Source organism: Desertimonas flava (assembly GCF_003426815.1).
Classification (GTDB): domain Bacteria; phylum Actinomycetota; class Acidimicrobiia; order Acidimicrobiales; family Ilumatobacteraceae; genus Desertimonas; species Desertimonas flava.
Genome location: NZ_QKYK01000015.1, coordinates 108,233 through 128,116, shown reverse-complemented (window position 1 = coordinate 128,116; position 19,884 = coordinate 108,233). Strand labels below are relative to the sequence as shown.

18 protein-coding genes are annotated in these 19,884 nt (G+C 70.9%); 5 read left to right on the top strand and 13 right to left on the bottom strand.

All coding sequences use genetic code 11. The features are described 5' to 3' along the window. Positions 1-166: 166 nt before the first annotated feature. The 12 genes from DN771_RS17505 to DN771_RS17450 form a co-directional block, all read right to left on the bottom strand. On the bottom strand, positions 167-1,501 hold the full coding sequence (locus DN771_RS17505; protein ID WP_116998834.1) for a M50 family metallopeptidase: 1,335 nt from the start codon (positions 1,499-1,501) through the stop codon (positions 167-169). Between the two features lie 7 nt (positions 1,502-1,508). Then, the gene (dxr, locus tag DN771_RS17500; RefSeq protein WP_116998833.1) at positions 1,509-2,657 is read right to left on the bottom strand and encodes a 1-deoxy-D-xylulose-5-phosphate reductoisomerase; all 1,149 of its coding nucleotides are present in this window, start codon (positions 2,655-2,657) and stop codon (positions 1,509-1,511) included. 4 nt (positions 2,658-2,661) lie between these two features. Beyond that, positions 2,662-4,449 carry a phosphatidate cytidylyltransferase gene (locus DN771_RS17495; RefSeq protein WP_116998832.1) on the bottom strand — a complete coding sequence of 596 codons (1,788 nt, stop codon included), beginning with the start codon at positions 4,447-4,449 and terminating at the stop codon, positions 2,662-2,664. A 54-nt stretch (positions 4,450-4,503) separates the two neighbouring features. Next, positions 4,504-5,061 carry a ribosome recycling factor gene (gene frr, locus DN771_RS17490; protein ID WP_116998831.1) on the bottom strand — a complete coding sequence of 186 codons (558 nt, stop codon included), beginning with the start codon at positions 5,059-5,061 and terminating at the stop codon, positions 4,504-4,506. Between the two features lie 21 nt (positions 5,062-5,082). Continuing rightward, entirely contained in the window at positions 5,083-5,826 is a 744-nt protein-coding gene (gene pyrH / locus DN771_RS17485) for a UMP kinase (protein WP_116998830.1), read from the bottom strand. Positions 5,827-5,868: 42 nt separating this feature from the next. Continuing rightward, positions 5,869-6,657 (bottom strand): translation elongation factor Ts, encoded by a 789-nt coding sequence (tsf, locus tag DN771_RS17480; RefSeq protein ID WP_116998829.1) that lies wholly within the window; start codon positions 6,655-6,657, stop codon positions 5,869-5,871. A gap of 55 nt (positions 6,658-6,712) precedes the next feature. Continuing rightward, positions 6,713-7,687, bottom strand: coding sequence for a 30S ribosomal protein S2 (gene rpsB, locus DN771_RS17475; RefSeq protein WP_116998828.1), 975 nt, complete (start codon positions 7,685-7,687; stop codon positions 6,713-6,715). A gap of 176 nt (positions 7,688-7,863) precedes the next feature. Next, positions 7,864-8,382, bottom strand: coding sequence for a peptidoglycan DD-metalloendopeptidase family protein (locus DN771_RS17470; RefSeq protein ID WP_205528643.1), 519 nt, complete (start codon positions 8,380-8,382; stop codon positions 7,864-7,866). A gap of 37 nt (positions 8,383-8,419) precedes the next feature. Then, the gene (locus DN771_RS17465) at positions 8,420-9,181 is read right to left on the bottom strand and encodes a FliA/WhiG family RNA polymerase sigma factor (RefSeq protein WP_116998827.1); all 762 of its coding nucleotides are present in this window, start codon (positions 9,179-9,181) and stop codon (positions 8,420-8,422) included. A 36-nt stretch (positions 9,182-9,217) separates the two neighbouring features. Then, positions 9,218-10,192 (bottom strand): tyrosine recombinase XerC, encoded by a 975-nt coding sequence (locus DN771_RS17460; protein ID WP_227462398.1) that lies wholly within the window; start codon positions 10,190-10,192, stop codon positions 9,218-9,220. 90 nt (positions 10,193-10,282) lie between these two features. Continuing rightward, positions 10,283-11,434, bottom strand: coding sequence for a DNA-processing protein DprA (gene dprA / locus DN771_RS17455; protein ID WP_116998826.1), 1,152 nt, complete (start codon positions 11,432-11,434; stop codon positions 10,283-10,285). Next, positions 11,422-12,954 carry a YifB family Mg chelatase-like AAA ATPase gene (locus DN771_RS17450; protein ID WP_162942070.1) on the bottom strand — a complete coding sequence of 511 codons (1,533 nt, stop codon included), beginning with the start codon at positions 12,952-12,954 and terminating at the stop codon, positions 11,422-11,424. Before DN771_RS17450 ends, dprA begins: the two co-directional genes overlap by 13 nt. A 186-nt stretch (positions 12,955-13,140) precedes the next feature. Here DN771_RS17450 and DN771_RS17445 point away from each other — a divergent pair, with 186 nt between their 5' ends. Further along, positions 13,141-13,617: a hypothetical protein gene (locus DN771_RS17445; protein WP_116998824.1), complete on the top strand. Its 477-nt coding sequence runs from the start codon at positions 13,141-13,143 to the stop codon at positions 13,615-13,617. A gap of 46 nt (positions 13,618-13,663) precedes the next feature. Here the strand turns inward: DN771_RS17445 and DN771_RS17440 are convergent, their stop codons facing one another. Continuing rightward, a complete protein-coding gene (locus DN771_RS17440) occupies positions 13,664-14,233 on the bottom strand; it encodes an ATP-dependent Clp protease proteolytic subunit (protein WP_116998823.1) in 570 nt (189 codons plus the stop codon). Positions 14,234-14,371: 138 nt separating this feature from the next. On the opposite strand from DN771_RS17440, the gene DN771_RS17435 reads away from it, so the two are divergent. From DN771_RS17435 to DN771_RS17420, 4 genes are all read left to right on the top strand, one after another. Then, positions 14,372-15,685 (top strand): alpha/beta hydrolase, encoded by a 1,314-nt coding sequence (locus DN771_RS17435; protein WP_116998846.1) that lies wholly within the window; start codon positions 14,372-14,374, stop codon positions 15,683-15,685. Positions 15,686-15,830: 145 nt separating this feature from the next. Then, complete coding sequence (locus DN771_RS17430; protein WP_116998822.1) at positions 15,831-16,781, top strand: hypothetical protein; 951 nt, start codon at positions 15,831-15,833, stop codon at positions 16,779-16,781. Between the two features lies 1 nt (position 16,782). Continuing rightward, positions 16,783-18,099 carry a glycosyltransferase gene (locus tag DN771_RS17425; protein ID WP_116998821.1) on the top strand — a complete coding sequence of 439 codons (1,317 nt, stop codon included), beginning with the start codon at positions 16,783-16,785 and terminating at the stop codon, positions 18,097-18,099. Between the two features lie 60 nt (positions 18,100-18,159). Further along, positions 18,160-19,689: a pyridoxal-phosphate dependent enzyme gene (locus DN771_RS17420; protein ID WP_116998820.1), complete on the top strand. Its 1,530-nt coding sequence runs from the start codon at positions 18,160-18,162 to the stop codon at positions 19,687-19,689. The last annotated feature ends 195 nt before the right edge of the window (positions 19,690-19,884 follow it).

Below are 19,884 nucleotides of genomic sequence, written 5' to 3'. Positions count from 1 at the left end.
TCAGCACCATCAACCGGCGAACCCGATCAGGAACACGACTCCGTGCCATCACCAACACCTCCAAGGCTCAAGGTGTTGCACTCACCGCTGGCGGGCAGGCTGGCACCATCTGTTACCGAGTGCAGTGATCGTCGCAGGTTGGAGCGTCAGCGAATCGCTGGACGCGTCACAGTGGTTTGGCGATGTCCAGGTAGAGGCCGGACATGAAGAGGAACAGCAGCACCACGATCACGCCCATCGTGAAGGGCATCAGCCGGCTGACGTCGGTGAAGTAGCGGCGTCCGTTGCGGCCGATCTCGCGGACGCGTTCGTAGACGGCGATCGCCGCGTGGCCGCCGTCGAGCGGCAGCAGCGGGAACATGTTGAACACCCCGATGAACACGTTGAGGGCGGCAAGCATGAGAAGGATCCCGGCGAGGCCCTCCTCGCTGCCGATCGTGCCCGACACATCCGTGGCCCCGACGAGCGTCGTCGGCCGGGTGGTCAGGTCGTCGCTCTCGCCGGTGAGGTGGTCGAAGATGTTGACCGGGTTGAGCACCTTCACGACACCCTTGGTGGACTCCCAGGCGTTCGGGAAGAGATCGGTGACGCTGTGCGTGAGCGCCGAGCCGATCGACATGTCCCGCCACTCGGTCACGCCGCGGGTGCTGACGCCGAGGAACGCCGTGCCGGCGACATCGGGATTGTCGGTTCCGGGGTTCTCGCCGAGCGTCACGTCGACCGCCCGCTGCACGCCATCGCGCACGTAGACGATCTCGACGGTGTCGCCGGGCTGGTGCTGCCGCACGGCGTCGCCGATCAGCACGTCGTCGTCGATGACGACACCGCCGACCGACAGGACCACGTCCTCGGCCTGCAATCCGGCCGCGGCGGCGGGAGACACCTGCTCGGCGAAGCCGCGGATCTCGGCACCGGGCGCCCCCTCGATCTGGCCCTTGGTGGCGAACACCGAGAAGAACAGCACGATGGCGATGAGCATGTGCATGATCGAGCCGGCCGAGATGACGAGCAGGCGCCGCGGGAAGCTCTGCTGCCGATACGTGCGACCCTCGTCCTCGAGCGGCACCTCGTCGAGGTTGTTCATGCCGATGATGCGGACGAAGGCGCCGAGTGGGAGCAGGCGCACGCCGTACTCGGTCTCGCCGCGCTGGAAACTCCAGAGACGCGGTCCGAACCCGAGGAAGAACTGCGTCGCCTTCATGCCGGTCAGGCGGGCTGTCACGAAGTGCCCCGTCTCGTGCAGGAACACCGACACGAGGATGCCGACGACGAACAGGAACATCCAGTGGTTCGACACCGCCAGCCAGACGAGGAGGCCGACGATGGCCAGACCGCCGACGGCGCCGTTGACGCCGCCGCCGAACGGTTCGGCCCCGTCGGGGCGTTCGGTGACCGAGCCGCCGGCCATCACCTCGTTGCGGAACCGTCCGTAGCGGTCGCGGGGGTCGGGCGGCGGGAACTGGGCGCCCGGGGGCGGGCTGGGGGGCGTGTCGATGCTCATGTGGGCCTCAGGTACGAGCGTACGTGACGTAGTCGAAAGCCAGACGTCGGGCCTCGTGATCGGCGTCGATCACGTCGTCGACGGTGGATGGCATCCGGGCGTCATGCCGATCGAGCACGGCGTCGCCCACCTCGGCGATCTGCCGCCACGCGAGGCGCCCGTCGAGGAAGGCGTCGACGGCGACCTCGTTGGCCGCGCTGAGCGCCGCCGGCGCCGTCCCACCGGCCCGCCCGGCCTGGTAGGCAAGGCCGAGACAGCCGAAGGTGTCCGTGTCGGGCGGCTCGAAGTCGAGTCGGGACAGCTGCGCCCAGTCGATGCGGCCGAAGGGCGTGCCGCTGCGCGCCGGGTAGGCCAGGGCGTAGGCGATCGGCAGCCGCATGTCGGGCAGGCTCAGCTGGGCGATCGTCGCACCGTCGGTGAACTCGGCCATCGAGTGGACCACCGATTGCGGGTGCACGACGACCTCGATCTGGTCGAACGGCACCCCGAACAGCTCGTGGGCCTCGATGACCTCGAGTCCCTTGTTCATCAGCGTGCTGGAGTCGATGGTGATCTTCGGACCCATCGACCACGTCGGATGGGCCAGCGCCTGCTCGACGGTGACGTCGGCGAGCTCGGCGGCGGACCGGCCCCGGAACGGCCCGCCACTCGCCGTCATGAGCAACCGCGAGATCTCCCGGACCGGGGCGTCGGACGAACGCAGGCACTGGTGCACCGCGCAGTGCTCGGAGTCGACGGGCACGAGCTCGGCGCCAGGGGTGGATCGCAACGGCTGCACCACCGGTCCGGCGGCGATGAGACTCTCCTTGTTGGCCAGGGCGAGACGCTTGCCGGCCGCCAGCGTGCCGAGCGTGACGGGCAGGCCGGCGAACCCGACGACGGCGTTCACCACCACGTCGGCTGGACCGACGAGATCGGCGAAATCGTCGACCACCGTGGCGAACGGCAGCGCCGCAGCGACCTCGGCCCGGCGGGCCGGATCGGCCACGGCGACGACCTCGGGGCGGAACTCCTGCGCCTGCTCGATCAGCACGTCGATCGACGAACCGACACCGAGTGCCGTCACCTCGTAGCGGCCGGGCTCGGCGCGCACGACGTCGAGCGTCTGGGTACCGATCGAACCCGACGAACCGGCGATCGCGACGCGGACGGCCATCCCGCTACGCCGTGGCGAGGAGCACGAGGGTGAGGTAGTACGCCCCCGGCAGCACGAAGAGGAATCCGTCGAAGCGGTCGAGCACACCGCCGTGCCCCTGCACGATGGTGCCGAAGTCCTTGATCTCGAGATTGCGCTTGAACATCGACTCGGTCAGGTCGCCGAGCGGAGCCAACACGATGATCACGACGGCGAGAAGCAACCACCACTTGGTCTGGCCCCAGACGTTGCCGTCGGGAGCGAGCTGGCCGGCGACGAACATCGTGACGAGCGTGGCCGCCGAGCCGCCGATGAGCCCCTCGATGGTCTTGCTGGGGCTCACCCACGCCCGCAGCGCTGACTTGCCGGCGACCGAACCGACGGCGAGGGCCCCGATGTCGTTGGCGGCAATGCCGAGGGCGATGAAGAACAGCGTGTCGGTGCCGATGTTCGGTCCGTTGCCGAAGAACGCAGTGTCGCCGAACGCCGTGGCGCCGGTGGACAGGCGGAGGATCAGCCCGGCGAAGGCGCCGAGGATGCCGATCCACACCACGCCGAGCGTGGTGACCGCCATGTTGGGCAGCGGGCCGGACTCCACGCCGTGCGCGGCGATGAAGCTCACCGACGAGGCGACGAACACCAGCATCAAGCCGAGCGTCAACGCCTGATCGCCGAACGCGTAGGCCCCGATCGGTATGAACAGGCAGGCCGCGAGACCGGGGAACACCGCGGGTCGGTATCCCTTCTCGGTGACCTTGCCGAAGTACTCCCAGCCGGCGAGCGCCAGCACGATGGCCACGAGCGCGACCGTGACGACGGTCGACAGGATCAGTGCGGCGATGAACACCGCGGCCATCACGACGCCGGCGATGGTGGCCGTCGACATGCTGCGCGGCGGGGGCGGTGCGCTCGCCCGGGACGGACCGATGGGGCGACCCCCGCCGCGTCCGGGCGACTGCCGGCGACGACCGGGCTCGGGCTGGCGACGGGGCATGCCCGACGGGTCGGTGCCGATGGTGATGCGGCCGGGCTCACGGCGCGGGGGCAGCGGCACCTCGCCGGTGAGGTTGAGGCCACGCTCGGCCGACCGGCCGGTGCGCAGCTGGGAGCCCGTGATGCGGGGGTTCGAACCGGTGATCCGCGGGTTGGAGCCGGTGACGCGGCGCTGCGAACCAGTGGTGCGAGGCACGGAACCCGACGGGTCGCCGACGCCGCGCGACGGCCGGAAGTCGTCGTCATCGTCGCCGAAGAGGCTGCCGTCGGCGTCGATGGGCCGGCTGATGTCGCCGGTGCGGCCGTAGCCGCCGCTGGGGTCGCGCGGCACGGCGCCGCTCGGGTCACGACCGACGCGGCCGACCTCACCGGTGGAGGCGGCATCGAAGGGATGCATCGTTCCGGTGCTCGGGTCCCGTTCGAACGATCCGCTCGCGTCCGGCGGTGGGTAGTCGGGCGACACCTGCTCGATCACGCCCGTGGGCAGGTTCTCCTCGTCATCGCGCCAGACGGGCGACTCCGTGGTGAACGTCGACCACACGTCGACGTCGTCATCCTCGGCGTCGTCGTTCCCGGGGCCCGCGCTGGTGCCCCGCGGGTCGAGGCGGGGAATCTCACCGGTGGGCGGATCGGTCCAGTGGGGCAACGGTCCGGTGTCGTCGGGGCCGAAGCGGAGCCGGTGTTCCCCGGTCTCGAAGCCCGCCGACGGGTCGGCGGGCCGGCGTGCGGCGCCAGACGGATCGTCCGGGAACAGTGGACCGCCGAACTCCTCGTCCGGGTCGTCCTCGCGCCCGTTTCGTCGCCACCTGTCGTCACTCATCGAAAGCTCCACTCATCGATCGTTCTTCTCCGTCCCGCGTCGAGTGCTCGGGGATCACACCTCGAGCAGCTCGGCCTCCTTGCGGCTCAGAGCGGCGTCGATGGCCTCGGTGTGGTCATGGGTGATCTTCTCCAGCTCCTTCTCGGCCCGCTCGAGCTCGTCGGCGGAGATCTCGCCTTGCTTCTCGGTGTGCTCGAGCGCCTTGCGGGCCTCACGGCGGAGGTTGCGCACGGCCACCCGGCCTTCCTCGGCCATATTCTTCACGACCTTCACGTACTCCTTCCGGCGCTCCTCGGTGAGCGGCGGGAACGACAGGCGGATCACCACCCCGTCGTTGCTCGGCGCGACGCCGAGGTCCGAGTCGATGATGGCACGCTCGATGGCGCCGAGGGTGGCGCGGTCGTGGGGCCGCACGAGGAGCTGACGGGCCTCGGGCACCTGCACGCTGGCCAGTTGCAGCACGGGGACCTGGGCGCCGTAGTACTCGACGTGCAACCGCTCGACGAGCGCAGGCGCCGCCCGCCCGGTGCGGACGGTCTGGAACTGCTGGGTCACATGGGCAACTGCCTTGTCCATCTTGTCGATGGTCTCGAGCAGGGTCTCGTCGATCACCCGACCAGCGTAACCACGCGTTCAGACATCGTGGACGATGGTGCCGACCCGGCCGCCGAGCACGATGTCACGGAGCGACCCCGATCGGGACATGTCGAACACGACGATCGGGATCTTGTTGTCCCGGCAGAAGGCGATGGCCGTCGCGTCCATCACCTTGAGGTCCTTCGTCATGACCTCCATGTAGCCGATCTCGTCGTACTTGACGGCGCTCGGCGTGGTGCGCGGGTCGGCGTCGTACACGCCGTCGACGCCCGAATGGGTGCCTTTGAGCAGGGCTTCGGCATCGATCTCGGCCGCTCGCAGGGCGGCGGCGGTGTCGGTGGTGAAGAACGGGTTGCCCGTGCCGGCGGCGAAGATGACCACGCGGCCCTTCTCGAGGTGCCGCACGGCCCGGCGCCGGATGTACGGCTCGGCGATCCGCGGCATCTCGATGGCCGACTGCACCCGGGTGGGCTGGCCGAGACGCTCGAGGGCGTCTTGCAGGGCGAGGGCGTTCATCACCGTGCCGAGCATGCCGATGTGGTCGGACTGCGTGGCGTCCATCCCCGACAGCTCGCCCTCACGGCCGCGCCAGAAGTTGCCGCCACCGACGACGACGGCGACATCGACGTCGAGGCCCTGGCGGATCTCGATGATGGATTGGGCCGTGTGGGCGAGCGTCGCTGGGTCGATTCCGGTTCCGGACGGCCCGGCGAGCGCTTCGCCCGACGGCTTGAAGACCACCCGGCGCCAGCGTGGAGTGGGGGCGTCGGTGTGAGTCACGGGGCGCAGACTAGTGGCAACGGTCCTGGTCAGGCCGCAGTGTCAGCCGATCTCGATCTGGGCGAACGAGACGATCTTGGCGTCGCCCAGCAGCTGGGTGATCGTCTGCTTGTCGTCTTTGGCGTAGGGCTGCTCGAGCAGCACGATGCCCTTGAAGAAGCCGTTGAGACGGCCTTCGATGATCTTCGGCAGCGCCGCCTCGGGCTTGCCCTCGTTGCGGCTGATCGTCTCGAGCGTGGCCCGCTCGGCCGCGACGATGTCGGCCGGCACCTCGTCTCGGGTGAGGTACGTCGGACGGGCGAAGCCGATGTGGACGGCGACGTCGTGGGCCAGCGCCGTGTCGCCACCGGCGAGCACGACGAGCACGCCGTTGACGCCGCGGCCACCCTGCACGTGCAGGTAGCTGTCGAGGATCTCACCGGAGCCGGCGGCGAGACGCACCACGCGACCGAGCTCGATGTTCTCCTTGAGCGTGATCTTGAGGTCGTCGAGTTCGGCCTGACGGGTGGACACGCTGGACTCGTCGCCGGCGACGACGAGCTTGGCGAGCGTCTCGGCCTCGGACTTGAACTGCTCGCTGCCGGCCACGAAGTCGGTCTCGCACTTGAGCTCGACGAGTGCGCCGACGGATCCGGCCACGTGCAGGGCGACGACGCCCTGGGTGTTCTCACGGTCGCTGCGCTTGGCGCTCGCCGCCAGACCCTGCTCACGCAGCCACTGCGTGGCGGCCTCGATGTCGCCGTTGTTGGCTTCGAGAGCCTTCTTGGAATCCATCATGCCGGCGCCGGTGGCCTGTCGAAGGGCCTGGACGTCCTTGGCGGTGAATGACATTGGTGATCCTTGCAATTCCTGGGGAGATCTACGGAAAGGGGTGGTGGCCCGCCGCTCAGGCCTCGGCCGGCGTGTCGGCGGCGGTGTCGGCAGCGTCGGCGCTCGGTGCGGCCTCGGCGGCCGGTGCAGCTTCGGCGACGGGCTCTGCCGCGGCGACCGGCTCGGCCTCGGCGACCGGCTCGGCCTCGGGGGCCGGAGCAGGAGCGCTCGACGCCTCCTCGAGGCGACGCTCACGGGCGGCCTGGGCCCGGGCCGCTTCGGCGCGAGCGGCCGCCTGCTGGGCCTCGAACTCGGCCTGCTGCTCGGCGGTGCGGGTGACGGGGGCGGCGGCTGGGTCACGCTTGGCGGCGATGAATCGGCCTTCCTCGACGGCGTCGGCGATCACGCGGGCGAGCAGCGAGTTGGCGCGGATGGCGTCGTCGTTGCCCGGGATCGGGTACTGCACCAGTTCGGGGTCGACGTTGGTGTCGACCACGGCGACCACCGGGATGCCGAGCTTGTTGGCCTCGGTGACGGCGATGTGCTCCTTCTTGGTGTCGAGCACGAACACGGCGTCGGGGCGCTTCGTGAGGCCACGCAGACCGCCGAGGTTGCGCTGCAGCTTCTCGAGCTCACGCGACAGGAGGAGGGCTTCCTTCTTCGGCATGGCGTCGAACTCGCCCGACTCGCGCATGCGCTCGTACTCGAGCATCTTGCCGACGCGCTTGGAGATGGTGTCGAAGTTGGTGAGCATGCCGCCGAGCCAGCGCTCGTTGACGAAGGGCATGCCGCACTTCTCGGCGTAGCTGCGCACCGGGTCCTGCGCCTGCTTCTTGGTGCCGACGAACATGATGTTGCCACCGCCGGCGACGAGGTCGCGGACGTAGCTGTATGCGGCGTCGACCCGCGTCAGCGTCTGCTGGAGGTCGATGATGTAGATGCCGTTGCGCTCACCGAAGATGAATCGCTTCATCTTGGGGTTCCAGCGCCGGGTCTGGTGTCCGAAGTGGACGCCGGCCTCGAGCATCTGACGCATGGTGATGACAGCCATGGAAGTGTTCTCCTTCTGCGGTTGTGACCGTCGCCAGGCGCCCGGCCCGAGGGCGGGGCGACCGCAGTGAGGCGGCGGTACATGAGGTGTGCAGCTCATCGGTCGATGAGCCGGAGCAAGCTTAGCGGGTGGACGGCCCGGTGAGCGGGGCAACCGCGGTGGGTGCGCAGCGCCGGTCAGCACTCGAGGCGGGCCGGAGGCGGCGGTCGCCGGCCCGTCCCGTCCGTGGGGACCAGGTACGGCGGCACGACCAGCTGGCCGAGCAGGGGCGCCGGGTCGATGTACTCGTCGGGACCGGTGCGCAGACCGAAGTAGAGCTCGGGACCGGAGCGGCCGACGACCGCTCCTGCGGCGACGACCGCTCCTGCGACGAGGTGGCTCGACTCCAGCCCTCCGTACGTGGCCAGGATGCCGTCGGCGTGACGCACCACGACGTAGCGGATGTCGACGACCACCCCGCTGAACGTGACCGTGCCGGCGGCGGCCGCACGTACCGGGGTTCCCGGCCCCGGCGCGTAGTTCACCCCGCGGTGGCCGGCACACCAACGACACGCCGGAGCGTCGAAGGGCCGCGTGATCGGTGTGTCGACCGGTGGCAGCAGGCACCCGGATGCCGACGCGATCCGTCCGGGCCCGCCGAGCAGCAAAGCGAGCATCACGACGAGCGCGGCAGCCACCCTGGCCCGCCGGCTCACCGGCTCGTCCCGTTCGGTCGATGCCTCCGCCGGTGGGTCAGCGGATCCCGGCGGCCGAGAGCCGGGCCCGGAGGTGCAGCACCGACTTCGAGTGGATCTGCGGCACCCGGCTCTCGCTGACGCCGAGCACGCGTCCGATCTGGGCGAGGGTGAGACCCTCGTCGTAGTAGAGCGACAGCACGAGCTTCTCGCGATCGGGAAGCCGGGCGATCTCCTCGCGCATCAGCTGGCTGAGCTCGCGCTGCTCCACCACCTTGGACGGCACGGCCGGCGTCTCGCCCGACAGGGCGACGGGTTCGATGCCGGCGTCGAGGGCCCGTTCCAGCGGGCCCACGGTGGTGCTGGCGATCTCCGACAACCAGCGGTCGAGGACACTGCGCGCGATGCCCAGCTGCTCGGCCAACTCGTCGTCGGTCGGTGAGCGGCCGAGCCGACCCTCGAGCTCGCTGATGGCCGCCTGGACGTCGCGGGACTTCGTCCGCACGGAACGGGGCACCCAGTCGAGCTGGCGCAGGCCGTCGTAGATGGCCCCGCGGATCCGCGGGGTGGCGAACGTCTCGAACTTGACGCCCTGAGCGGGGTCGAACCGTTCGAGGGCGTCGATCAAGCCGATGACGCCCGAACTCACCAGGTCGCCCGGGTCGACACTCGAGGGCAATCCAGCGCCGACGCGGCCGGCGATGAACTTCACGAGTGGTGAGTACGACACGATGAGGTGGTCGCGGGCGGCCGGGCTGCGGCGTTTGGCCCACCGGTCCCACTGCATGGCCAGGTGCGGATCGACGTCGACGATGCTCATCGCCCGCCATCCGGACCGGTGACGCGCTGCTGCCCGTCAAGCACGAGGATGGGCGTCGTTGTAAGCGGAGCGCAGGCGGTCTTTGCTCACGTGGGTGTAGCGCTGCGTGGTGGCGACGTCGCTGTGGCCGAGCAGCTCCTGGACCGCGCGCAGGTCGGCCCCGCCGTCGAGCAGGTGCGTGGCGAACGTGTGGCGGAGTGCGTGCGGGTGGGTGGGTGACGGCGACCGCCGATCGACGATGCGCCGGACGTCGCGAGGGGTGAGCCGGCGTCCCCGCTCGTTGCCGAACAGCGCCCGCGCCCCGTCGCCCTCGGGTGACACGACGTCGCCACGCAGCGGCAGCCACCGTCGCAGCGCCGACACCGACGGCGCCGAGAGCGGGACCCGCCGCTCCTTGGCGCCCTTGCCCCACACCACGACGGCCGCCGCCTCGAGGTCGACCGAGGCGACGTCGAGCCCACACAGCTCGCTCACCCGCAGCCCCGAGCCGTAGAGCAGCTCGAGCACGGCATCGTCCATGGCCCGGCGCCACACCGGCTCGTCCTCGGGCCGGGCCCCGTCGAGCAGTTCGCCGACGTCGTGGGCGTCGAGCACCCGGGGAAGGCGTCCCGTGCCGGCCGGCACCTGGATCCCGAGCGTGGGGTCGGTCTCGGCGTGGCCGTTGCGCACCGACCAGCGGAAGTAGCGGCGGATCGACGCCGTCTTGCGCGCCACGCTGCGTCGGGCGTACTCGCGGGTGGTGAGGAACGCCAGATAGCGCCGGATCGTCGTGCGCTTCACCCGCGCCGGGTCGGTGATGCCGCTGCGGCCGGCCCACTCGGCGAACCCGCGCACGTCGGTGCAGTAGGCCGCCACCGTGTGCGCCGACAACGAGGTGAGCGATCTCCCGAACGAGTCGATGCGCCAGGCCGGCGAGACGTCGACGGGATCGGCGCCGTTCCCGTCGCCGGAGTGCTCCCGGCCACCGGACGCGACGCGAGGCGTCGCGACGGTGGAACGGCGGGCGGTCACCGGGCCGAGAGTATTCGCTGACCCGGCCGGACCGACGGACACCCCCTGTCGCTGCGGTCACCACGCGCCGCGGATCGGGAGCCGGGGCCGTCATGCGACGACCTGCTCGAACCAGCCACCCGACTCGCGCACCCAGCCCGATCGCTCGAGCCGGGCCAGCGTCATCGCCGCCTCGGTGACCGACAGTCCGAGCTCGGACACCACGTGCTCGAGTGTGCACGGATCGGCCCGGCATCGATCGAGGACGACGGCCTCGATCCCTCGCGGGAGCGGGCGGGGATCGAAGGCCGGACCGGGCTGGCGGCGATGATCGAGGCCGAGGGCGAGGAGGACGTCGCCCGGATCGGTGACGGGTGCGGCACCGTCTCGGAGCAGTTGGTTCGTGCCCGCCGAGGCTCTGCTGTGCACCGAGCCGGGGACGGCCATCACCTCGATCCCCCGCTCGAGGGCCTCGCGCACCGTGGTGAGCGAGCCGCCGCGCTCGCGACTCTCGACCACGACGACGATCTCGCTGAGCGCGGCGATGATGCGGTTGCGCAGGGGGAACCGGAAGCGTTCGGGTTCCGTGCCCGGCGGCCACTCCGACAGCAGCAGACCTCCCGCGGCGACGGCCTCCCACAACTGGGCGTTCTGGCGTGGATACGGGGAGTCGAGCCCATTGGCGACGACACCCACGACCGCGCCGCGCTCGGCGCCGAGGGCACCGCGGTGGGCGGCGGCGTCGATGCCCTTGGCGAGGCCCGAGACGATGCTGACTCCGGCATCGGCGAGCTCGCGCCCGAGGCGAGCGGCGAACTGATGCCCGGGCCCGGTGGCGTTTCGCGTGCCGATGACACCGACCCGGCGAGGCTCGAGCGTCGACCAGTCACCGCGGTGGAACAGCACCGCCGGTGGCTGCGGGTCGGTGAACAGCAGCGCCGGGAAGTCGGCGTCGCTCGCAATGACGGCGCCGATGCCCGCCTCGGCGCATCGCGCCGCCCAGTACTCGGGGGGACGCCGCGCGGCCGAGGCCGCCCACGCCCGGCGCAGATCGCCGGTGAGCATCGGTTCGACGACGGGATGGGGTTGCAGCCGACCGGCCGCGACGAGGTAGGCGTCCTCCGGACCGTGGTGCGCGAGGAGGACCCGGAGCCGGGCGACCGTGGCGAGCTCGAGACCGGCCACAGCCGCCAGATAGCCGACACGCAGCGGATCGTGTCCCGACGCGCACGGCCGGTCGGCGCCCGCGTTCACGCGATCCATCGCGTTCGCTCGGCGACGATCGTGCGCGGCAAAGCGGCGCGCATGGACAGAGCCACCTCGACATCGTCGACGCCGACCAGCGCGTCCCCCGGCCGTCGTAGGTCGGCGATGGTGCGGGCGACACGCCGGATGCGGTGGTAGCCACGGCCCGTCAGACGGTCGCGCTCCATCTCGCCGCGCAGGACGCCTCGGGCCTCGTCGGTGAGCGGGGCGATCGAGTCGAGCTCGTCGGCGCCCAACTCGGCGTTGAGCTTGCCCCCGCGTTCGAGCGCGACCGCGCGCGCCGCCACGACGCGCTCGCGCACCACCGCCGACGGCTCGCCCGCCTCGTCGCCGAGCAGATCGTCGACCGATGGACGGTGCACGACGACCCGCAGGTCGAAGCGGTCGGCGAGCGGGCCCGACAGGCGCCTGAGGTAGCGGGCGCGGGCCGTGTCGTCGCACTGGCACGCTCCCGGCGGTCCCCCGCCGCACGGGCACGGATTGGTGGCGGCGACGAGCAGGAAACGCGCCGGCAGCACGGCGCGGACGTTGGCCCTGGCGATGCGGATCGAGCCTTCCTCGAGCGGCTCGCGGAGCCCCTCGAGGGCCGACCGGGAGAACTCGCCGAGCTCGTCACAGAACAGCACCCCGTTGTGGGCCAACGACAGCTCGCCGGGCCGCAGTTGCAGCGACCCGCCGCCCACGAGGGCGACGGTGGTGGTGGTGTGGTGCGGGGCCCGGAACGGAGGATGTTCGACCACACCCTCGGGGGGCAGGCGCAGTCCCGCCGCGGAGTGGATCATCGTGGTCTCGAGGGCGCGGTCGCGATCGAGCGGGGGCAGCACGCCGGCGAGACGCTGGGCCAGCATCGTCTTGCCGCTGCCGGGTGAGCCGACGAACAGCAGGTTGTGGGCGCCGGCGGCGGCGATCTCGAGTGCCTGCCGAGCGACCGGCTGCCCGCGGACGTCGGCGAGGTCGGGCGGGCTCGCGCTGCGCTCCCGGCTGCCGACGGATGCGTCGACCCGACGCCAGTCGGCCTCTTCGGTGAGGGCCTCGACCAGCTCGCCGAGGTCGGCGGCGACGCGTACCCTGCGGCGGGCCGCGACGAGGGCCTCCGACGCGTTCTCGACCGGCACGACGACGTCGTAGCCGCGCAGCGCGTCGACCATCGGGGCCACGCCGGGGAGACGGCGCAGGCTGCCGTCGAGCCCGAGTTCGCCGAGGAAGGCGAGACCGGCGACCCGTTCGGGGGCGAGTTGCTGCGACGCGACGAGCACGCCGATGGCGATGGCCACGTCGAGGCCGGCGCCGCTCTTGCGCTCGGTGGCGGGGGCCAGATTGACCACGATGCCCTTGGCCGGCCACGCGAACCCGCTGATCTGCAGCGCGGCCCGGACGCGGTCGCGCGACTCGCGGCAGGTGGCGTCGGGCATCCCGACGATGCGGTACCCGGGGAAACCCTCACCGATGTAGACCTCGACAGCGACCTCGCTGCCGTTGATGCCGACGATGATGGCGGAAGGGATGGATGCGAGCACGGGGCCTCCTCGAACGGCGCCCCGATCCGGCACACGGACGGGGCGGTTGCTGTGAGGAAGGGCGGGCGGCCCGACAACGCTGGGGGTCACTGTAGCCAAGGGGTGTCACGGTCGGTGACGGGTGACCTGCGCCACGACGGCCGGCCGTGCCCCGAATCGCCGCGTCAGGGCTGGCAAACTCGCGCCGTGCCCCGAACGCCCCGGTCGAACCGGCTCGTCCTCGCGGCCGGCGCCGTGGTCCCCGTCGTCGGCAGCCTGCTGCTCGCGGCGTGCGGCGACGACGGCGACGACGGCGGCGGCACGGCGGAGTTCTGCGACGCCGTGGCGGCCAACCAGGACACCCTGTTCGGCTCGGCGATCAGCACCGTCGACGACGGCGACGCATTCGTCGCGCTCTACCGGGAGGTGGGCGATCTGGCCCCGCTGGCCATCGAGGACGAGTGGGACGCGATGACGGCGCTCTTCGAGACCGCCCTCGCCTTCGAGCCCGACACCACCGAGGTGACCGAGCAAGAGGTGCTGACCGAGGCCTACAGCTCCGAGCAGCCGGCCCTCGCGGTGCGCGACTGGCTGGCCGAGAACTGCCAGATCACGATCGTCGTCGGGACCGTCCCCCCGCCCGCGCTCAACGTCAGCGGATCGACGCCCGCGGCGACGGGATGACGCGACGGCCGGGCCGGGCGTCACGCCCGCCGGCCGCTCGGATGTCTCAGCGGATGTCGCCCTTGCCGACGATCACCTTGTCGCACAGGCCGTACTCCTTGGCCTCCTCGGCCGAGAACCACTTGTCACGGTCGGAGTCACGCTGGATCTCCTCGACGGTGCGTCCCGAGTGGTGAGCGATGAGCTCGGCCATGCGCTTCTTGGTGTACGAGAACTCCTGCGCCTGGATGGCGATGTCGGAGGCCTGCCCGCGCAGACCGGCGAGCGGCTGGTGCATGAGGATGCGGGCGTTGGGCAGCGAATAGCGCTTGCCGGCGGCGCCGGCGGTGAGCAGGAACTGGCCCATCGACGCGGCGAGGCCGATGCACACCGTGGCCACGTCACTGCTGACGTACTGCATGGTGTCGTAGATGGCCATGCCTGCCGTGACCGATCCGCCGGGGCTGTTGATGTACAGCCAGATGTCCTTGGAGTCGTCCTCGGCGTCGAGGTAGAGCAGCTGGGCGCAGAGCTGGTTGGCGATCTCGTCGTCGACGGCCGCGCCGAGCATCACGACCCGGCCCTTGAGCAGGCGGTTGAACACGTCGGCCTGCGGGTTGAAGCCACCTTCGAGCATGTGCGGAGTCACGATGGGCACGATATCGGGAGCCCGTGCCTGTGTCCGCCCGAGGGTCACCGCAGACCCCTCCGACGCTGGCGCGACGCGAAAGTCGGTTGACACCTCCCCCTCCGACTCGGAACGGTAGAGGCCGTGGTGTACGAGTTCTCCGGCTACGCGCTCGATTCGCGGCGCTACGAGCTGACGCACGACGGCGACCCGGTGCACGTCGAGCCGCAGGTCTTCGACGTGCTCGTGCACCTCATCGAACACCGCGACTCCGTGGTCAGCAAGCACGACCTGCTCGACTCGGTGTGGGGCGACCGGTTCGTCAGCGAGTCCGCCCTCACGAGCCGCCTCAAGGCGGCCCGTCGCGCCGTCGGCGACGACGGCACGGCGCAACGGGTGATCCGCACGGTGTTCGGTCGCGGCTACCAGTTCGTGGCCCCCGTCGTCGAGAGCGCCTCGCTGGGCGACCACGCTCCGGCGTCCGCCGGGATCGAGATCGAGCCGTCCGGGGACGCGGCGGACGCCACCGTCCCGTCGCCCGAGTTCATCCAGCGCCTCCGGTTCTGCACCGCCGACGACGGCACACGCCTCGCCTACGCGACGAGCGGCTCCGGACCGGTCCTCGTCAAGGCGGCCAACTGGATGACCCACATCGACCTCGACGTGGACAGTGCCGTATGGGGGCATTGGCTCCGCGACCTGTCGGCCGGGCACACGCTGATCCGCTACGACGAGCGCGGCTGCGGCCTGTCGGACTGGGACATCAAGGCGTTCTCGTTCGACGACTGGGTCGACGACCTCAAGATGGTGGTCGACGACGCCGGCCTCGATCGCTTTCCGCTGCTCGGGATCTCCCAGGGCGCCGCGGTCGCCGTGGCGTTCGCCGCCCGCTACCCCGAGCGGGTGAGCCGCCTCGTGCTGGTCAGCTCCTACGGCCGCGGCCGAATGGTGCGCGCCCGCAACGACGCCGAGCGACGCGTGGCCTTCCTCGACCTCGAACTGGCGCGAGTCGGCTGGCAGCGCGACGACCCGTCGTTCCGCCAGGTCTTCACCAGCCAGTTCTTCCCGGACGGTTCGCAGGAACAGTGGGAGTCCTTCAACGAGCTGCAGCGGCGCACGACGTCACCTGAGAACGCCGTCGAGTTCCTCACCACGTTCGGGTTGATCGACGTCACCGACCTGGCCCCGCTGGTGCGCTGCCCCACGCTGTTCGTCCACTCGCGCGGTGACCAGCGCCAGCCCCTCATCGATGCCAAGGCGCTGGCGGCGCTCATCGACGGCAGTGAGATGGTCGCGCTCCCGAGCCGCAACCACCTGCCGCTCGCCGACGAACCAGCATGGCCGCAGGCCCTCGCGGCGATCGAGGCCTTCCTCGCCGCGCCCGACGGCCGAGACGATGCGCCGCAGCTCGTCGGCCACGCCTGCGCGCCCGGCGACACCGCGTCGCGTCCGCTCGGCTGACGCGACGCGTCGCGTCGTCGCATCGGGTCGCCGTCAGCAGATCGCCACCTCGTCTCCAAGCGGCGGTCAGCACCGGTCCGTCACGGTGGGAGGCCCAGGCGGGACCACGTCCGCGCCCGGGCCAACCCAAGACCGGAGACTTCTCATGCGAACCCGACGTTCCTCCCTGCCGCTCACCCCACAGCCGGGAGCTCATCCCGGCGCCGACCACGACGCCCTCCGGCGCCGTCCCCCGACGGGTGACGGCGACACGCCGGGCCCGCGCACCCACCGATCGGGTCGTGCGCTCTTCGCCCTGGCATCGCTCGGCGTCCTCGTTCCCACCGCCGCTGCGGCGGCACCGGCGCATGGCGACCATGCCGATCGTCCGCAGATCACGCTCGAGGCGGGCAACGACGGGCTGACCGGTCCGGCCCAGGTGGCCGGAGGCTTCGTCGACTTCACGGTCACGACGGAGGCCAACGAGATCGGCCACAGCGTCTACATCGCCCGCATCGCAGACGGGTCGACCGCGGCCGACGTGGCCGCAGCAGGTCAAGAAGCACTCGTCACGATGCTGACGTTCGTCGGCGGCGTCGGCACGGTGCACGACGGCGCCACCGTCGGTCTCACGCTGGACCTCGAGCCGGGCAACTACATCGCCTTCGACAACGTCTTCCTGCCGGAGCCCACCGGCGTCCTCCCGTTCGTCGTCGGCGACCCTGCCACGGCTGAGTACGACGAGGCGCCGGAGGCCGAGGGCACCGTGCAGATCGGTCCTGGCATGCTCATCGCCCCGCCGCCGGACTTCGACGGCAGCGGGACGTGGCGCTTCGTCAACGGCGACGACACGCTGACCCACGAGGCGCTGATCGTGCGCCTGCCCGACGGTATCGGCGTGCCCGAGTTGGTGGCCTGGGGCGACGAGGGCCGACCGGAGCCCGCCCCCTTCGAGGCGGAGTTCGCCGGTGCCGGCCCGATCGGGCCCGGCGAGGAGCAGTGGCTCACCCTGCCCGAGCTCGAACCGGGCAACTACGCGCTGCTCTGCTACGTGCCGTTCGAGGACGGACTGCCCCACCTGTCCGACGGCATGATCGCCCCGTTCACGGTGTCGTGACATGGCCCGCTTCCTCTTCACCTCGGTGCCGGTCGAGGGCCACTCCGCCAGCCCGCTGGCGATCATGGCGGCGCTCACCGGCGCCGGCCACGACGTCACCTGGATCGCCGGCGCACGACACGCCGACCGGGCGCGGCGAGTGGGCGTGACCCACGTTCCGGTCCATCTGTCGACGGACTTCTCGCTGTACGACGACGTCTTCGACGTCCGCCCCGAGTTCCGGGCGCTGAGCGGGGTGCCGCTGCTGAAGGCGGTGTTCCGCAGCGTCTTCCTCGGCGACGCGGCCAATCAGGTGCGTGAGCTCGAGCAGGTGCTCGGCTCGTTCCCGGCCGACGTCGTGGTGTCGTCCGGGCCACAGTTCGGCCCGGCGGTCCTGGCCGAGCGGACCGGCATCCCCCACGCCGTCGTCGGCGACGGACCGTTCGCCGCACTCGACGAGCACGCCCCGCCGTTCGGCCCCGGCCTCCGCCCGTGGGCGGGACCGTTGGGGAGGACGAGGAACCAGCTGCTCAACGCAGTCGTGCGGCGCGTCTTCGCCGACGTCCAGCGCACGTGGGTGGACGTGCGGCGCGCCCACGGGCTCGGTGGGCCCGATCCCTGGGTCTTCGACGCCATGGGGCAAGGCGACGTCGTCCTCATGGGCTGCGTCCCGGGTTTCGAATACGACCGCCCGATGCCGCCGAACGTGCGCTTCGTCGGAGCGCTCCGCCCGCTTCCGCCCGAGAACTGGGAACCGCCGGAGTGGTGGTACGAGCTCGACACCGGCCGTCCGGTCGTGCACGTCACCCAGGGCACCATCCGTACCGATCCGGGCGAACTCGTCCGACCGGTGATCGACGCCCTCGCCGACGACGACGTGCTGGTGGTCGTCACCACCGGCCCGATCGATCCGGCATGCCTCGGCCCGCTCCCGGGCAACGTCCGCACGGCGCCGTTCGTCCCGTACGAGCGGCTGCTGGAGAAGGCGAGCCTGTTCGTCACGAACGGCGGCTACATCGGCACCAACCTGGCGCTGCACCACGGCGTGCCCGTGCTGCAGGTGGGCGACACCGAGGAGAAGGCCGAGATCGGGGCCCGGGTGGCCCACCTCGGACTCGGCGAGGCCTTCCGCAAGGCGCCGTCGGCACCCCGACTGCGCAAGGCCGTCCGCCGGCTCCTCGGTGACGCCGAGCTCCGGGCCCGAGTGGAGGCACTGGGACTCGTGTACCGCACCCACGACTCGCCCACGGAGGCCGCCCGGTTGCTCGTCGATCTCGCCCGACGCTCCCGACCGGCTGCGTCTGCGGCTGCGGCCGGCCACGACGCCCCCTGGGGCTGACGCCGAACGCGGTGAGCGGGTCCGAGCGGTAGGGCGGACGGCTTGACAGAATGTCAAGCCGTGAACGCATCGACGACCGCTCTCGAATCGGAACTCGAATCCACCTTCGGGCTTGCCGACCGCGTCGTCGACGACGCAGCCCTGGCCAACAGCGTCGGCCGGTTCGCCGAGCGCGGCATCACGCTGCCGACGTTCGCCGAACTGGCCGATCCGGCCACCATCGATCCGGCCCGCGTCGGCGACGCCGACCCCCAAGGCCGCGACGCCCGCAACCTCTGGCGCAACCACTGGTACAACGATCTGACCGGCGCCCGCGTCGGGGTGCCCGACCACGTGGTGATCCCGCCGTCGCTGTCGGGGGTGGAGAGCCCCATCATCGTCGTGTTCGGCGACCGCTTCCCGATGATCACGGCGCACAAGGTGCTCGCCGCCTACGCCTGTCTCGCGCCTCGCGTCGTCACGGGACAGTTCGACCCCACCCGCCATCGTGCGATCTGGCCGTCCACCGGCAACTACGCCCGCGGCGGCATCGCCATCAGCCGCATCATGGCCAGTCGCGGCGTCGCCATCCTGCCCGAGGGCATGAGCCAGGAGCGCTTCGACTGGCTCAACGCCTGGTGCGAGAATCCGGCCGACGACGTCATCCGCACTCCCGGCAGCGAGTCGAACGTCAAGGAGATCTACGACGCCTGCAACGAGTTGGCCAAGGACCCGACGAACTTCGTGCTCAACCAGTTCTGCGAGTTCGGCAACCACCTCGCCCACTACGAGGTCACCGGGCGATCGCTGGGCCACGTGTTCGAGCACGTCCGCGAGTCGGGTGACCGGCCCGACCTGCGTCTCGCCGCCTTCGTCAGCGCCACCGGCTCCGCCGGCACGATCGCGGCCGGGGACCGCCTCAAGGACACCTACGGGACGAAGATCGTCGCCGTCGAGGCGCTGGAATGCCCGACCCTCCTCGAGAACGGCTTCGGCGAGCACAACATCCAGGGCATCGGCGACAAGCACGTGCCGCTCATCCACAACGTGATGAACACCGACGTCGTGGTGGCGGTCAGCGACCGGGCGACCGATCAGCTTCAGGTGATGTTCAACAACGACGACGGGCTCGGTTACCTCGCCGATCGCCGGCTCGTGCCGCAGTCGGTGCTGGCGACGCTCGCCCACTTCGGCCTCTCGTCGATCTGCAACCTGCTCGCCGCCATCTCCACGTCCAAGCTCCTCGGGCTCGGGCCCGACGACGCGATCGTCACCGTGGCCACCGACGGGGCGGCGATGTACCCGAGCGAGCGCGAGAAGATCCTCGCTCGCGACTTCGGCGGCGGCTTCACGCAACTCGACGCCGCCGCGGTGTGGGGAGAGCACCTCGCCGACGTGCCGACGGCCCACGCGATCGAGTGCACCGAGCAGGTCCGCAACCGCATCTTCAACCTCGGCTACTACACGTGGGTGGAACAGCAGGGCACTCCCCTCGAACTCTTCGAGACTCGCCGGTCGCAGACCTTCTGGATCGGCCTGCGCCGGTACCTCGGCGTGTGGGATGCCATGATTCAAGAGTTCAACGACCGGGTCACCAGCACGAGAGAGTGAGCATGACGGGTTTGAGCGAGCGCAGCGGAGCGACCCGAAGTTCAGCGAGCACAGCAACCGTGCAGCGTGCAGCGAGCGCAGCGAGCGTCCCGAGGTCCGAGCGGGGAGGCCGGCGGAGCGCCAGCGGAGCCGGCCGGCGCGCGCGGCCTGCGTGGCCGGGGAACGCAACAAGCGTGCCCGGTTCAGCGAGCGCAG